Origin of the sequence: Streptomyces sp. NPDC007084 (genome assembly GCF_040703595.1) — a bacterium.
GTDB lineage: Bacteria > Actinomycetota > Actinomycetes > Streptomycetales > Streptomycetaceae > Streptomyces.
Genome location: NZ_JBEYFY010000033.1, coordinates 26,435 through 41,460, shown reverse-complemented (window position 1 = coordinate 41,460; position 15,026 = coordinate 26,435). Strand labels below are relative to the sequence as shown.

The following is a 15,026-nucleotide window of genomic DNA, read 5'->3' as shown; positions in this document are numbered from 1 at the left end:
GTCGGTGTAGCTCCAGTACGCCCGCAGGTGGCGCTGCATCGCCTTCCAGCTGTTGGTGCCGAGGTCGCCGTCGATGGCGCCGGTGTAGCTCGCCGGGGCGCCGCGCAGGAAGCACTGAACGTACTTGGCCTGGGTGGTGCTCAGACCGAGGTTGTTCGTCGCGAGGACGGAGACGGACTGGGTCCTCGGCGCCGCGGCGGGCGCGGCGAAGCCGGGGCCCGCGGTCGCCAGACCGCCGGCGGCGAGTCCGATCACGGCGGCGGTTCCCACCAGGGTCCTGGCCAAGACTGTGGATCGCATACGTCGTTTCCCTCTCGGGTCGTCGGGCACATCCACACCGTTGCGGTGCGGGTGGCGAGACGAGAGTGCGGGGCGGGGAGCCAGGGGCACCAGCGCTGCGGCACAAGTGCGCCGACGGTGGGACGTCACACACGCTGACCTGCGGGGACGCCAGCCGAAGCGACGGTTCCGCGGGACGGCGGCGGCGGTGGTCGCGCGATGGCACTTGGGTGCAGGAACCACGTTGCCGTGCGGCCCGGTGTCCCCTGATGCACAATGCGACGGCACAGGGGGCACTGACCAGGACCGCTGATCATGAACGCGTGGTGGGGGAACATGTCGCGTTGGAAGGCGCTGCCCGCGGAACTCGATCCGCGCGTAAGGCAGTTGATGGTTCGCTTACGCCGGGTGAAGGACCACAACGGGCTGACCCTGCGGCAGCTCGCGGCGCGCACGGGGTACAGCGCGAAGTCCTGGGAGCGGTATCTGAACGGCCGCTCGGTGCCACCGCGCGACGCCGTGGAGGCCCTGGCCAGAACCGCCGGTGAGGACACGACGCGGCTTCTCGCCCTGCACGAGGTCGCCGCCGAGGCCTGGCGCGAGGGACACGCGGGCGCGGGTGCGGGTGCGGGTGCCGGTGCCGGTGCCGGTGCCGGTGCCGGTGCTGGTGCCGGTGCGGGCGTCGTGCCGGAGGCGCGAGTACGGGAGGCGGGGGTACCGGAGGTGCGGATACCGGAGGCGCCCGGCCCTGAGGCGCCCCCGTCGCGGGCGCCGGTCGTGTCCGAGGCGACCGACGTGGAGCCGGAGATCAGGTCGACCTGGGCCGCCGAGGAGTTCCGCGTGTCCCGGCGGGCGCTGACCATCGCGCTCGTGTCGGCCTGCGCGGTCCTGCTGCTGGCCGTGTCGTCCGCGGTGCTCGTGACCGTACGTCTCATGGACGACGGGAAAAGCGGCGCACCGGTGCCCGCCGCGCATGTGGCGTCCGGCACCGAGCAGGCACCGGCGCCCACGAAGGCCGCGTACCACTGCCGGCTGGAGCGGACCGGCGAGGGGTGGTACGCGGGCAACAGCCAGGCCGTCGACGCCACGGTGGCGTACGGCGACTCCGGGCCCCAGGTGGCCGAGTTGCAGTGTCTGCTCCGCAGGGCGGGCATCTCGCCGGGCGGCATCGACGGGATGTACGGCCCGCTCACACTGGGCGCGGTCGAGCGCTTCCAGCTCCAGGAACACCTCGACGTGGACGGCATCGCCGGGCCGCACACCTGGAAAGCCCTGCGGGGATGACTCCCTCACCCGAACACGCCCGGCTCGCGGCCGAGTTGAGGGCGCTGCGGGAGCGTACCGGCCTGAGCCTGTCCGGCCTCGCGGCGAAGACGGCGTACAGCAGGTCGTCATGGGAGCGCTACCTCAACGGCAGGACCCTGCCGCCGAGCCGGGCGGTACGGGAACTGTGCCAACTGGCCGGCGAACCGGAGGGCCGCGCCGTGGCGCTCTGGGAGATCGCGGAGTCCGGTTGGAGCGGCAGGGCGAGGGAGGCACCGACGGCTGAGCCGCCACCGGGCGCGCCGCCGCCGAGCGCGGAGACAGAGGCCGCGGATGCGGAGGCGGAGGCGGAGGCACGGAAGGGGACTGAGAAGACCGAGGGGAGTGAGGGAGCGGCCGGGAGTGGAAGAGCGTCGGGGAGTGGGGGAGCGGCGGGGAGCGAGGGGGCTGAGCGGACGGGGACGGGACTGCCCCCCGGGGCCGCTCAAACAGCGCTTCAGCCCGCCCAGTTGGCGCCCCGCGCGCCCTCCGCGGCCGGTCGCCGTACCGTGATGCTCATGGCCGTGCTGGCGGCGGTGTGCGCCGTGGTCGTCGGAGCCGTGGCGGTGGCGCTGCTCCTGCTGACCCGCGACCACGAGGAGCCGCGCTCCTCCGCGCGGCCACCCTCGCCGTCGGTCTCGTCCTCACCTCGCCCGCACTGCCAAGGAGCCGCCTGCGAGGGCCGCAGCCCGATGGTGACGCGGTGCGGTGCCCAGCCCGACACCCTCGCCCGGCGCCGCATGTCCACCGGAGCCTGGATGGAGGTGCGGTACAACCGCCGGTGCGGGGCCAGTTGGGCGCGGACGTGGGGTGCGAGGATCGGCGACCGGATCGAGGTGAGCGTGGCCGCCGCCGGCAGACCGGTACGCGCTGCCGGGATAGCGGACGACGTCGACACCGACTCCTTCGTCTACACCCCCATGACGGTCACACCCCCCGGCACCGTCGTCCGGGCCTGCTACCGGCCGGCGAAGGCCGCCAAGGAGGACTGTTTCGAGACCCGGGTGACAGGATGACGCGTCACCCGGACGAGACAGCGTTCCGACGACAACGTTGTTCTCCCCGGCAACCCCGGTGAGTAGGCTGCCGAGATGGAGCCCGAGACACCCGGCGACTGGCCCGTCCGCCGGCGGATGCCCGCCCTCGACGCCCTCGACGACACGACCCGTACCGCCGTGGTCGCCGTGGCCGAACGGCTGCGGGCACTGCACGACGTCTTCGCGGACCGGCTCCTGACACTGATCCGTCGGCACGTCCCGGGCTACGCGGTGCTCTCGGACGACGACATACGGGATTCCGCCCGGCGTTTCCTGGACGTCCTCGTCGCCGAGCTGTCCGCCCGGCGCGTTCCCGACGCGGCCCTGCGCAAGATGCTCGGGGAGTACGCGGTGGAGCGCGCCGCGCAGGGTGTGCCGCTGGATGTGCTCGCCGTCGGATACCAGCTCGGTGCGCGGGAGCTGCTCGCCCTGCTGGACGAGGCCGCGGCGGAAGTGGCCCTGCCCGACGACCTGTTGCTCGCGGTGCACGACAGCACCTGGGAGCTGTCCAACGAGGCGTCCGCCGTGTTCGCCCGGGTCCGGCACGATCTCGCCCTGGAACGCGAGCACTTCGACGCCGAGCGCCGGTCGGCCTTCGTCGCCGGGGTGCTGAGCGGCGCGTTCACGGCGGAGCGGATCAAGCGCGACGCCCACCTCGTCGGGCTCGCTCCCCAGTACCACCATGTGGCGCTCGCGGCCCGCGCGGCGTCCCGGGAAGACGCCGCCGCGATCCGCCGGGCCGTCGCCACCGCCGTGGGCGTGCCCGCCGACAGGCTGCTGATCACCGAGGTCGGCGCGGTCCTCGGCTGCGTCGCGCCGAGAGCGCCCGAGTCCGTCGCCGGCCATCTGGTGGCCGTCGGTCCGGCCGCCCCGCTCGACCGGCTCAGCGCGAGCTTCGACGAGGCGACGCTCGTGCTGGAGACGGCGACGCGGTTCGCCATGTCGGACGTCGTCTCCCTCGCCGACCTCGGGCCACGGCCGCTCGTCCTCGCGGCCGGCCACACCGCCGACGGTCTCGCCGCACGGCACCTGGCGCCGCTGGCCGCCGCCGGCCGTTCGAGCGGGGAGATCTCGGAGACGGCGCGGGTGTACCTCGCCTGCGACCAGGACGTACGGGAGGTCGCCCGGCGGCTCGCGGTGCACCCGAACACGGTCCGCTACCGGGTGAACCGCTTCCAGCAGCTCACCGGCCTCGATCTGGGGCGCACCGAGGACCTGGTGACCTCGTGGTGGCTGCTGAACCGGCGGGGCGACTGAGCCACGGCCCGCTCACCCCTTGCTCGACCCGAGGGAGAGCCCCGCGATGAACTGTTTCTGGAGCAGGATGTAGACCACCAGGGTCGGGATCGCGGCGATCATCGCGCCGGCCGCGATGAGGTTCTGGTTGCTCACGAACTGCCCTTGCAGATTGGCCAGCGCGGACGTGACCGGGCGTTTGTCGCCGGAGGACATCAGGGTGATGGCCCAGAAGAAGTCGTTGTAGATCCACGTGGTCAGCAGGGTGGCCAGCGCGGCCAGGGCGGGGCGGCACAGCGGGACGGTGAGCTTCCAGAAGCGTGTCCACAGGCTCGCCCCGTCCACCAGCGCGGCTTCGTACATCTCGTCCGGCACGGACTTCATGTAGTTGCTCAGCACGAAGACGCAGAAGCCCAGCTGGAAGGCGACGTTGATGACGATCAGACCGAAGGCGGAGTTGTACATCAGACCGCTGTCCGCCAGGAAGGAGGGCAGCGGGATCTTCAGGTACATCCTGAACAGCGGTGTGATGATGACCTGTTGGGGGAGCAGGTTGCCTGCCGTGAACAGGATGAGCAGGGCCACGTTGATCCTGACGTTCACCCGGGTGAGGACGAAGGCGGCGCCCGCGGCCAGGCAGAGCACGATCACGACGGCCGGCAGGGTGATCAGGGCCGAGTTCCAGAAGAAGCGGCCCATGTCGGCCTGGGACCAGGCGTCGCTGAAGTTGCTCAGCGTCAGGTCGTGCGGCAGGGACACATAACCGTGCTTGCGGGTGTCGGAGTAGGGGCGGACCGCGATGTAGAGCGCGAACAGGATCGGCAGCAGCCACAGCGCGGAGGCGCTGACCAGGAATATCTGCGCGAGGAGCTGGACCCTGGGGCGCCGGTCACGGCCGCCCGGAAGGGCAGCGGCGGCCGGTACGGCTTCGGATGTCACCGTGTCTCCTCCCTGCGGAAGGTCTGGCGGAGGAAGAGGCAGATCGGCACCAGGGAGATCAGCAGCAGGACGACGCCGAGGGCGGAGCCGAAACCGACCCGCTGGGTCTCCCCGACGATGTTGGAGGTCACCAGCACCGACAGCAACTCCAGTCCGTTGATGCCCTTGTTGGTGATGTAGACGAGGTCGAAGGCGCGCAGCGACTCGATGACGGTGATGACCATGATGACGATGTTGATCGGCTTCATCGCCGGGAAGACGACCCGCCAGAACGTCTGCCAGGCGTTGGCGCCGTCGATCACGGCGGCCTCCCGCAGCGTCGGATCGACCGCCTTCAGACCGGCCAGGTAGAGCACCATCACATAGCCGGCCTGCCGCCAGGTGGCTTCCACCAGGACGGCCCACAGGTTCAGGTCCGGGTTCCCCAGCCAGTCGATGGCGTCGCTGTCCCCGGACCGCCCGATGACCGTGTTGATCACGCCGTAGTTCTGCGAGTACACGAACTCCCAGATGATGCCGACCAGGGCCAGCGAGAGCATGACGGGCAGGAACAGGATGCTCTGGTACATCCGGCTGCCGCTGATGCCCCGGTCGATGACGACGGCGAAGAGCATGCCGAGGGGAGTGGCGATCACGACGAAGACGGCCAGCCAGATCAGGTTGTGCTGGACCGCGGGCCAGAACTCCGGGTAGTTGGTGGCGGCCTGGTGGTAGTTCTGGACGCCGTTGAGGCAGCCGTTGTTGAGGATGGGCGGAAGGTGCGGGTCGCAGGCCTTGGTGTGCAGGTCGCCGACGCCGTTCCACCGGGTGAAGGACAGCAGCACGGTGCCGAGCGCCGGGACCCAGATGAAGGCCACGGTGAGCAGCAGGGGTACGCCCAGCAGCAGGGCGGCGACGAGCCGGTCACGCGGTGGCGTGCGCCGTACCCGCCGCGGGCCGGGGCCGGGCGGCGGACCGGGCGGGCCTTCGGAGTGCGGGGGCGCCGTCCGGGGGGCGCGGGTGGCGTTGCTCATCCGGTGTAGATCGCCTTCGCCTGGGACTCGGCGCTCTTCTGGAGGGCCGCGATGCCGCCGGTCGAGGGGTCGCCGACGAACTTCTGGATGAGGGAGATCATCGCGGTGGCCATGGCCGGGTCGGCGTCCCGGTCCATGAACTGGGCGACCGCCTTGCACTTGCCGATCTCGGCGACCGACTTCTTCTGGATGGCGTTGTACGACGGCACCTTGAGGCCCTTGGCCAGGCCGACGTCCCACTGGTCGGTCTTGAGGTACTCGGCCTCGGCGTCGCCGGTGCCGATGTACTCCAGGAGCGCCTTCGCCGCGGCGGGGTTCTTCGCCTTCTTGCTGAGCATGAACCCGTCGGTGGGCGCGTCCATGTAGTCCTGGCCCCACTTGGGGTTGATCGCGGGGAAGGGGAAGAAGTCGAGGTCGTCCAGGTCCGCCTTGTCGCTGACGAACTGCGCGGCCACCTGGTTGGTGCCCTGGAACATCATCCCGGCCTTCTTCGACTCCAGGGTCTTCGCCGCGTCCTGCCAGATCCGGCCGTTGGCGCCGCTCTGCACATAGGGCATCATCTCCGCCCAGTGCTGGAAGACGGTGTGCACGCCCTGGTCGGTCCAGGGGATCTCGTGCTTCATCAGCTTGACGTGGTAGTCGTAGCCGTTGAGCCGCAGGTTGAGGATGTCGAAGGTGCCGAGCGCCGGCCAGCCGTCCTTGTCGCCGAACGCGATCGGGATCAGCCCGTCGGACTTCATCTTCTTGCAGAGGTCCAGATAGGCGTCCCAGGTGGTCGGCACGGAGTAGCCGTTCTTCTTGAACAGGCTCTTCCGGTAGAAGACGACCCAGGGGTAGTTGTACAGCGGCACCAGGTACTGATGGCCGTCGAGTCCCGTGGAGAGCTGCTTGGCCGCCGGGCCGAAGTTGCCCCCGATCTTCTTCCACACGTCGTCGAGCGGCTGCGCGAGCCCCTGCGCCGCGAAGTACTGCATGCGGTAGCCGGCGAACCAGGTGAACAGGTCGTCGGGCGTGCCCTGGAGGTAGCTGGTGATGTTCTGCTGGAACGAGTTGTGGTCAACGGTGTTGATCTTGACCTTGACCTTGGTGGCCGCCGTTCCGGCCGAGGTGAGGGCGGCGAAGGCCGAACGGGTCGCGGGGTCGGAGTAGTTCGACCCGAAGGTGACCGTGCTGCCCGCGACGGGGCCGGACGACTTCCCCGAGTCGTCGGTGTCCGAGTCGCCGCCGCACGCCGACAGCAGTCCTCCGGCGGCCACGGTCAGGCCGGCCGCACCGGCGCCCTTGAGCAGACTTCTGCGCGAAGGGGCGGAACCGAAAAGGCTGTTGCGCAGATCGCCAACCGACACGATGCCTCCAGGGGCGTGAACAATGGAACCGAACCGCGGGTCGACGACGTCGTGAGCACAGCCGGACGTGGCCCCATGACTCCCGCCCGTTTCGAACAGAACTCACCAAGTTGCAACGCAATCGATCGCAGGCGTAGTTCTACGCCCGCCCCGACGTGGCGTCTACGTCTCAGCCGACAAACAACCTTGGAGCCGGCGACAAACATCCGGCGGCGGCCTCGACCGCCACGGCCAAGCCCAGGCCGGTCCGGTCCGCGACGGCCAAGCCCAGGCCGGTCCGGTCCGCGACGGCCAACGTGCCGGGCTGCTGGGTCGTTGGGGCGACGGGAGCGTTCGCGAGCCGGGGTACGGGCCCGGGACCAGGCCCGTACCCCAGCCGGCGCGTCTTTCACGCCCGCTCAGAACAGCGCCGCGTACCGGTCCCGCCAGGGTGCCGCCGCCTCCAGTTGAGCGCTGAGCGCGATGAGGGTCGCCTCGTCGGCGGGACGGCCCGCGAGCTGCACCCCGACGGGCAGCCCGTGCTCGGCGGTCCAGTACAGCGGCAGACTCACCGCGGGCTGGCCCGTCATGTTGTACGGGCTGGTGAACGCGCTGAACGGGCTCTGCCGGCGCAGGTTCACCAGCGGGTCGCCCGACTCGTCGAAGTGCCCGACGGGCCGCGGCAGCGTCGCCAGGGCCGGGGTGAGGACGGCGTCGTACGCCCCTGTCGCCTCGACCGCGCGGCGCGTCGCCCGGTGCATCCCGGTGATCGCCGCCGCGAACCGCTCGCCGCTCACCTGCCGTCCGTACGCGCGCCAGGCCCGGGTGACCGGCCTGAGCGAGGCCTCCTGTTCCGGCCCGACCGCGCGGCCGAGGGACTGCACGCCCCACGCCGTCACGAATTGGTCGCCGACCTCCGGACCGAACGGCGTCGGGATGTCCTCCACCTCGTGACCGAGGCTCTCCAGAAGCCGCGACGCGTGCTCCCAGGCGGCCAGACAGACGGGGTCGACGGTGATGCCGTCCGCCGCCGGGACCGCGTACCGGCCGATGCGGAGCCTGCCCGGCTCGCGGCCGGCGTGCCCGAGGAACGTCTCGCCGGGCGGCAGCGGCGCCGCCCAGTGCGGATCGCCTGGCTCGGGCCCCGCGAGGACGTCGAGCAGGGCCGCCGCGTCACGCACCGACCGCGCCAACGGCCCTTGTACGGCAAGCCCGTTGACCTCCGCCCCCAACGGGCCCGAACTGACGCGTCCCCGGGCCGGTTTGAGGCCGAAGAGCCCGCACACGCTCGCCGGGATGCGGATCGAGCCGCCGCCGTCGCTGGCGTGCGCGACGGGCACGAGCCCGAGCGCCACGGCGACGGCCGCCCCGCCACTGGACCCGCCCGCCGACAGCGCCGGGTCCCATGGACTGCGCGCCGGACCCGCCAGATCGTTGTCCGTATAGCAACAGCACCCGAACTCGGGGGTGTTGGTCTTGCCCAGACTGACGGTGCCGGCCTCCCGCAGCCGCCGCACACTGTGAGCGTCGGCATCCGGCACATGCCCGGCGAACACCTTCGAGCCGTACGTCGTCACCACCCCGGCCGTCTCCACCAGGTCCTTGACCGCTGTCGGCACGCCGAACAGGGCACCCGGCGAAGTGCCGCGCCCCGCCTTCTCCAGCGTGGCCGCCGCGTCCAGGGCCGCCTCGGGCGTACGGGTCAGGAACGCCCCGTAGCGCGCGTCGAACTCCTCGGCGCGGTCGAGGTGATGGCGGACCAGCTCCACCGGTGAGATGTCGCCGGCGCGCACGGCGGCGGCCTGTTCGAGCGCGGTGAGCGCGTGCGGCGCGGTCGGGGTGCTCACGCGGACGCCCCTTCCTGCGCGTCGGACCGCCGCATCCCGGCGACCTCACGGGCCACCGCCTCCTCGTGCTCGCGCAGGTCACGCCGGGCGTCGCGGGGCCGCCAGCGGCCGGACATCAGGAACACGAACGGCACGAACAACACCTGCCCGGCCAGCGAGACCCACCACCAGATCTGCCACTTGCGCGGATTGTCGGCGCTCGCCTTCCGCACCTCGTCGCCGTGCTCCTGAAGGATCTTGAGCTGCGGCGCGGCCTTCCGTACGGTCGCCAGGTCCTCCGCGCCGACCTCCCGCACCGCCTGTTGGAGCAGCGCCGGCGGCACCTTGTCCGGCGCGTACCGGCCGAGTTCGGCGAACAGCGCAGGGTGGGCGCGGGTGATGGCGAGCGCGTCGGCGGCCCGCACGGACGCCTGCCGGACCTCCGCGCCGTGCTCGACGATCGGGGTCACCGTGTTCACCACGAGCGGCAGGAAGGCCGCCGACAGGGCGACGGTGATGCGTACGATCCAGCCCCAGATCGCCAGGCCCGTCGCGGTCGCCGCCGGATTGTGCCGCTCGACGGTCTCGGTGAAGCTCGCCATCCACGGCGAGTAGGCGAAGCCGCTGGTGACGCCGATGCCCGCCACGATGAACGCGAACGTGTAGTAGCCGGTGCCCGGTTCGGTGGCGCGCAGCGTGAACGCGAGGGTGAACCCGATCGAGCCCAGCGCGCCGCCGAGCATGAACGGCTTGCGCACATGCAGCCGGTCGGACAGCAGTCCGGCCACCACCAACGCGACGGCGTTGGCGCCCCAGTACCAGTTGAGCAGGGCGTTCGCGCGCTGGGTCGTGTAGCCGAAGGCGGTGGCGAAGTAGACGACGAAGTTGCCGACCGCCGCGTAGTACAGCAGCAGGAACAGGGCGACGGCGACGGCCGAGCCGATGACGTCCAGGCGGAGCATCTGCCGCCACTGCCCCTTGAGGGCGGCCTCGGTGTCGATGCCCTGCGCGCGGGCCTCCACCAGGGCGCGGTCGCGCAGGCTCACCATGATCTGGTCGCGCAGCGCGGGAGCGAGTTCGCGCAGCCCGGCGAACGCCACGACGAACAGCACCAGACCGCTGATCCCCGCGTACCGGATCTCGTCCTGCCAGGTGGCGGAGGAGCCGTACGTACGGGAGGTGACGGCGGTGACGACCAGGCTGCCGATGACCGGGCCCATGGTCCAGTAGCCCATGGCGGACGCCCGGCCCAACTGCGGGGAGAAGTCCCGGATGAGCGCGGGTGTGGCGACCAGGATCATGCCCTCGACCAGGGCGATCGCACAGTACGTGAGCAGATAGCTCAGCTTTCCCGGCGCGTTGGGCAGCGCGAAGGTGGTCAGCACACCGACCAGCAGCAGACCGTAGACCACGATGTTGGCCCGGCCCCAGCGGTCGGCCAGCCCCGCCGCGAGCGAGGCGAAGGCGCCGACCGCGTTCGCCGCCACCGAGATGTACACGAAGTACATGAACGACATGTGGTAGTCGGCGATCACCGCCGTCGACACCGCGTACTGCACGTACAACTGGTAGTACAGGACGATCGTGACGAGCACGACCAGCGCCAGGTACCAGTAGCGCGGCCCGCGTTCCGGGTAGTGCTGGAGCCGACGGCCGACGAGTCCCCGTAGCGGCGCCGACGCCGGCGCGGCCGATGGCCCGTCGGTCGCCGGAGGAGAGATCGACACAGTGCCTCCCTGGAGGTCTCCGTGGCACGCGGCGGTGCGTGCTCGACGCGGCGACGCTAGTACCGACCGGTCGGTACGGGGAAGGGGGTGGTCCTGATTCGCTTGGGGCGCGTCAAACGGATCTCCGTTCCGAGGGCCCCCGGCGGGCACTACAGTCGGGCCGTGGTGGGGGCGGGGTGTTTGGTGTCGGCCTTGGTGTTCGTCGCGATCCGGGTGAACGGACTGACAGCCCTCTTCCGCTGAGGAAGCCCCCCTCTCATCGGCAACCCCCACCGGCAAGGAGCGCAGTGCACAGCCTGGAGACATCCGACCGACTCCCGCCGTGCTCCCGGTGCGGCGGGAGCCTGTTCGTGAGCTGCGTGGCGCCGAGGAACGACACGGCGGGCCGGCCGATCCACCTGGAACTGTGCGGTACATGCGACGGCGAGAAGCCGGCGGCCGGCGCGTTTCTCTTCTGGTTCGCCTCGGGAGGCGGACACGACACGGAACGCGGCGAGGAGGGGGCGCGCTGCCTCCTGGAGTGGACGAGGGAGGCGATGGCCGACCACGGCTGGCACTGGAACCCCGCCCACCCGACCACCTTCACCCCAACCCGCCCCCACGACGAGTCCACCACCCAAGCCCTCATGAACCCAGCTACACGGCCTGGCCCCCCGGAGCCCGGCCCCGGATAACGCCAACAGCCGTTCCGGGCACTCTCGCGGCCACTCACTCCGCCAAGCCCTCGTATGCCGCCGCCCCTCCGGAGACTCAAATATGTCCCCGACCGGGCGCTGCGGAGATACAGTCCGGCCAGGGCCGGTGTCGGGATCGGGGAGCAGGAGGGGTGACGTGCTGGAGGTTGTGGCGCTCAGCGCGCTCACCGCGTTTTTCACCAACATGGTGAACGGCGCCGGGAACGAGATGGGCAAGCAACTCCTCGTGTCGACCGGCGCGTTGGTGCGCAGGACGACGGGGCGCCCGACGCCGCTGCCGGCCGGGGCGGAGGAACAGGCCGCGCTCGCGGGTGTGGTGCACACGCGGATGAGCCAGGACCCCCGGGTGGCCGGCGAATGGGCGTCGCTCATGGGCGTACACCAGCAGGGCGCGAGCCGGACGCTCGCCGGCGGAGGCGGACTGCCGCCCGCGCCACGCCACTTCACCAACCGTCAGAAAGTCCTCAAGGCGCTGGCACGCGAGGCGACCCGCCCCGCCGACGGGCGGCCCCGCGTCGCCCTTCTCTACGGGCCGCCCGGCATCGGCACGACCGCCACCGCGCTGCACCTCGGAGCCGCGCACCACGACCGCTTCCCCGACGGGCAGTTCTACATCGACCTGCGTGACGCGGCGGCGGACAGCGGACTCCAGCCGGCCGCCGTACTGCAACGACTGCTCCGGCAGATGGGCGTCACCGCCGAGCAGATGCCGCCCAGCACGGCCGGCCGGGAACAGCTCTACCGCCAACTCAGCGCGGGCCGCCACGCCTTGATCGTGATCGACCACGCCACCTCCCTCGCCCAGGTCCGGAGCCTCATCCCCTCCACACCCGGTGTCTTCCTCCTCGTGGTCGTCTCCGGACAGCCCTTCGCGCTCGACGCACAGCGCGTCGAGGTCCAGCCGCTCAGCGACCACTACGCGAAGCAGATGGTGCGGGACGTGGCGGGCAAGGAACGCTACGCCCGGGCCAAAGCCCGTATCCCGCACCTGCTCGACCAGTGCGCGGGCAACGCCTTCGCCCTGAGAGCCGCGGCGACGCGCCTCGACGCCGACGATGACGACACTGCGGGGCAGACAGCCCCGGCCGAGGGCCACCATCCGGTCCGCTCGGCGGCCCGGCACGCCGTCGACGGCCTTCCGGAGCCGACCGCCCGGCTGTGCCGGCTCAGCGCACTCGGCGGATGGCCCAGCCTCGACGCCCACCTGGCCGCGGCAGCCGCCGACGTGGAGTTGGATGACGCCGCCCGTATGCTCGCCGAAGCCGCCGACGTACAACTCCTGGAACCGGTGGGCGACGAGCGCTACCGCTTCCGGCCTGAAGTCCGCCGCTACCTGGCCGACACGGCCGGCCCGGAACACGGCATCGCCGAATGCGCGGCCGCGGTCACCCGCTCCCTGAACGCCGAACTGCTACGGGCTTTGCACGCCGCCCACGCGGCCCTCCCGCAGAGCTGGCGCACCGAACCGCGCCCCGACGAGGGCACCCCACACGCCGACGAAGCCGAGGGCCTGGCGGTCCTCGCCGCCGAGAAGGCCAACATCGTCAGGGCGGTGACCCTCGCCCAGGAGTACCAGCACATTCCCACGGCCCTGCGGCTGGCCCGCGCGCTGTGGCCGCTCCAGCTCAAGGCCGGACACTTCGACGAAGTGCTCCCCGCCCTGCGGGTGGCCGTGCGCTGCGCGGACGCCCACCAGCCCCTCACCGGCATGGCCGGAGCCCTGCACTTCCAGCTCGCCCACTGCCTGAGCCAACTGCAACGCGCGGACGAAGCCGACCGCGAGGCGCTCGCCGCCGTGCACTGCGAGCGGGCGGCCCGCCATGTCAGAGGGGAGGCGTCGGCCGTCGAGCTGCAAGGCCTGCTCCTCCTCTACCGATGGGAATTCCGCGCCGCCTACGAGCGGTTCACCGAGGCCGAACGCCTCTACGGACAGATCAGTTCCGGCCAGGAAGGCGCCGCGGATCTGCCCCGCGCCCGCGCGCTGGCCGCACGCCACCAGGGGCGGGCCCTGCGCGGCATGGGACGGCTGGACGAAGCGGAACGCCTGCTGCGCGGCGCCGTCGACTTCTTCCGGGAGCAGGGAGAGGCCTACAACACCGCGCGCGTACTGACCGACCTCGCCGAGACCCTCCACGACGGGGGCGAGAACCGCCAGGCGCTCGCCCACATCTCCGAGGCCGAACACCTGCTCACCCCGGCAGCCGCTCCGCACCTGGAGTACCTGGGCGACCTGCGGCGCCGTTGCGAGGCCGCCCGCTGAGGGGCCGTACCACCACCGGATGAACCCGGCCGGCGGCCCGCGCGCGCAGCGTGACACCGCCGTCGGGCACCCGATGCCCGGCGGCCAGCCACGCGTAGAGCGCCGAGGCGTAAGCGGCCGGGTCCGCGTCCGCGTCGGCGCCCGCCGACAACTCGAACAGGCCTGCGTCCCGGACCCGTACCAGACACACGTCCAAGCCCGCGACGAACGCCGCCATCGCGCACTGTCCGAACCGTTCGAGAACCTCCGCCGACCACCGTTCCCAGCCGCCCAGGCGCGGATCGTCCGGCTGTCCCTCGCGCACGATGACATCGGCCACTTCCAGGTCGCCGGGATCGAGGGTGTCCTCGTGCACGGCCACATGTACGTCGCCGGGGGCGCCGTAGGCGGGCGACGCGGACCGTTCCACCGTCACCCCGGCCCCCCGCACCCGCGTACGCACCCGCAGCGGCGCGGTCCTGCGCACGGGTTCGTGGGCGGGCAGCGGCAGAGGCTCCAGGAGCGCGGGAGCCGCCGGCTCGGGCAGGTTCATCAGGCCGTAGAAGTGCCGCCGCAGCAGTGCGGCCGACTCTCCAGGAACCGACGACACGAACGGCGCCGCCCCCGCCGCCTGCCCCCGTCCGGTGACCAACTCGTCCACCTGCGCACGGAGTGAGCCGTGCGGGGAGAGCCTCGGCGCCCGCCCGACGAACGCCGCGAGCGGCGCCTCGGGGTCCAGCCGGCCCGCCCCGTCGGACGTCAGCAGCACCGGCGATCCGAGGGCGGCGGCGTAGTAGGTGACGGCGCCGAAGTCGCCGATCACGGCGTCGGCGGCGACGATCGCCTGCTGCCAGCCGTGCAGCGGGTCGACCAGGGTCAGTCCGCCGCGGCACGCGCGGTCCAGCCACGCACGGACCTGCCCGGGGCCGTGGCCGTGCCAGATGTTCGGGTGCAGTACGGCTGCCGTCCGGTAGTCGTCGGCCGGCAGCTCCGCGGCGAGCCGCGGGAGCAGGCTCGCCAGGACATCGGGGTCGCCGCTGCCGAAGAGGCCCTCCGGGTTCCAGGTGGAACTGAGTACGACGAGCCGCTGACCCTCACGTACGCCGAGCGCGCGTTTGAAGCGGGACCGGTAGGGGCGAGCGGCGAGCATCCGGTCGAAGGTGGGGTCCCCGGCCACGACCGCCGCGTCCACGGCCGCGGGACAGACCCGGCGCAGCCGCTCCACCTGCTCCGGATGGGACATGACCAGACCGTCCGCGAACGGCACCCCGTCCGCGAGCAGCCACTCCGGCGACAGACCGAACGTCGGTGCTCGGTGCTCGGTGCTCGGTGCTCGGTGCTCGGTGCTCGGTGCTCGGTGCTCGGTGCTCGGTGCTCGGTGCTCGGTGCTCGGTGCTCGGTGCTCGGT

The 15,026-nt window shown here is 71.6% G+C and carries 11 protein-coding genes and 2 pseudogenes; 6 read left to right on the top strand and 7 right to left on the bottom strand.

Annotation, left to right across the window (positions count from 1 at the left end; genetic code table 11):
• Positions 1-300: pseudogene (locus tag AB0912_RS24135) on the bottom strand (peptidoglycan-binding protein); the annotation flags it as partial.
• A gap of 315 nt (positions 301-615) precedes the next feature.
• Here AB0912_RS24135 and AB0912_RS24130 point away from each other — a divergent pair.
• The 4 genes and pseudogenes from AB0912_RS24130 (at position 616) to AB0912_RS24115 (ending at position 3,875) form a co-directional block, all read left to right on the top strand.
• Positions 616-1,563 (top strand): peptidoglycan-binding protein, encoded by a 948-nt coding sequence (locus AB0912_RS24130; protein WP_366703073.1) that lies wholly within the window; start codon positions 616-618, stop codon positions 1,561-1,563.
• A pseudogene (locus AB0912_RS24125) lies at positions 1,560-1,742 on the top strand (helix-turn-helix transcriptional regulator); the annotation flags it as partial. The gene AB0912_RS24130 and the pseudogene AB0912_RS24125, both read left to right, overlap by 4 nt.
• 357 nt (positions 1,743-2,099) lie before the next feature.
• The gene (locus AB0912_RS24120; protein WP_366703125.1) at positions 2,100-2,597 is read left to right on the top strand and encodes a DUF2690 domain-containing protein; all 498 of its coding nucleotides are present in this window, start codon (positions 2,100-2,102) and stop codon (positions 2,595-2,597) included.
• A 75-nt stretch (positions 2,598-2,672) separates the two neighbouring features.
• Positions 2,673-3,875, top strand: a complete 1,203-nt coding sequence (locus AB0912_RS24115; RefSeq protein ID WP_366703071.1) for a helix-turn-helix domain-containing protein — start codon at positions 2,673-2,675, stop codon at positions 3,873-3,875.
• Between the two features lie 12 nt (positions 3,876-3,887).
• Here the strand turns inward: AB0912_RS24115 and AB0912_RS24110 are convergent, their stop codons facing one another.
• The 5 genes from AB0912_RS24110 to AB0912_RS24090 form a co-directional block, all read right to left on the bottom strand.
• Positions 3,888-4,793 carry a carbohydrate ABC transporter permease gene (locus AB0912_RS24110; RefSeq protein ID WP_366703069.1) on the bottom strand — a complete coding sequence of 302 codons (906 nt, stop codon included), beginning with the start codon at positions 4,791-4,793 and terminating at the stop codon, positions 3,888-3,890.
• Positions 4,790-5,806: a sugar ABC transporter permease gene (locus AB0912_RS24105; protein WP_366703067.1), complete on the bottom strand. Its 1,017-nt coding sequence runs from the start codon at positions 5,804-5,806 to the stop codon at positions 4,790-4,792. The genes AB0912_RS24110 and AB0912_RS24105 overlap by 4 nt, the downstream gene beginning before the upstream one ends.
• Positions 5,803-7,095, bottom strand: a complete 1,293-nt coding sequence (locus AB0912_RS24100) for an ABC transporter substrate-binding protein (RefSeq protein ID WP_366703123.1) — start codon at positions 7,093-7,095, stop codon at positions 5,803-5,805. The genes AB0912_RS24105 and AB0912_RS24100 overlap by 4 nt, the downstream gene beginning before the upstream one ends.
• Before the next feature lie 455 nt (positions 7,096-7,550).
• Positions 7,551-8,978 (bottom strand): amidase, encoded by a 1,428-nt coding sequence (locus tag AB0912_RS24095; RefSeq protein ID WP_366703065.1) that lies wholly within the window; start codon positions 8,976-8,978, stop codon positions 7,551-7,553.
• Positions 8,975-10,684 carry an MFS transporter gene (locus AB0912_RS24090; protein ID WP_366703063.1) on the bottom strand — a complete coding sequence of 570 codons (1,710 nt, stop codon included), beginning with the start codon at positions 10,682-10,684 and terminating at the stop codon, positions 8,975-8,977. Before AB0912_RS24090 ends, AB0912_RS24095 begins: the two co-directional genes overlap by 4 nt.
• Here AB0912_RS24090 and AB0912_RS24085 point away from each other — a divergent pair.
• Together AB0912_RS24085 and AB0912_RS24080 are read left to right on the top strand one after the other, a co-directional pair.
• Complete coding sequence (locus AB0912_RS24085) at positions 10,651-11,358, top strand: DUF6300 family protein (protein WP_366703061.1); 708 nt, start codon at positions 10,651-10,653, stop codon at positions 11,356-11,358. The genes AB0912_RS24090 and AB0912_RS24085 overlap by 34 nt on opposite strands.
• A 157-nt stretch (positions 11,359-11,515) precedes the next feature.
• Complete coding sequence (locus AB0912_RS24080) at positions 11,516-13,639, top strand: AAA family ATPase (RefSeq protein ID WP_366703059.1); 2,124 nt, start codon at positions 11,516-11,518, stop codon at positions 13,637-13,639.
• Here AB0912_RS24080 and AB0912_RS24075 read toward each other — a convergent pair.
• Positions 13,569-15,026, bottom strand: a 1,458-nt coding sequence (locus tag AB0912_RS24075) for a hypothetical protein (protein WP_366703057.1), incomplete at its 5' end; no start/stop codon positions are given. The two genes, AB0912_RS24080 and AB0912_RS24075, sit on opposite strands and share 71 nt — an antisense overlap.

Bases quoted from the DNA above. Each gene is read 5' to 3' on its own strand.
- AB0912_RS24130 (WP_366703073.1), top strand. From the start codon at position 616: ATGTCGCGTTGGAAGGCGCTGCCCGCGGAACTCGATCCGCGCGTAAGG.
- AB0912_RS24120 (WP_366703125.1), top strand. From the start codon at position 2,100: ATGGCCGTGCTGGCGGCGGTGTGCGCCGTGGTCGTCGGAGCCGTGGCG.
- AB0912_RS24115 (WP_366703071.1), top strand. From the start codon at position 2,673: ATGGAGCCCGAGACACCCGGCGACTGGCCCGTCCGCCGGCGGATGCCC.
- AB0912_RS24105 (WP_366703067.1), bottom strand. From the start codon at position 5,806: ATGAGCAACGCCACCCGCGCCCCCCGGACGGCGCCCCCGCACTCCGAA.
- AB0912_RS24085 (WP_366703061.1), top strand. From the start codon at position 10,651: ATGGCCCGTCGGTCGCCGGAGGAGAGATCGACACAGTGCCTCCCTGGA.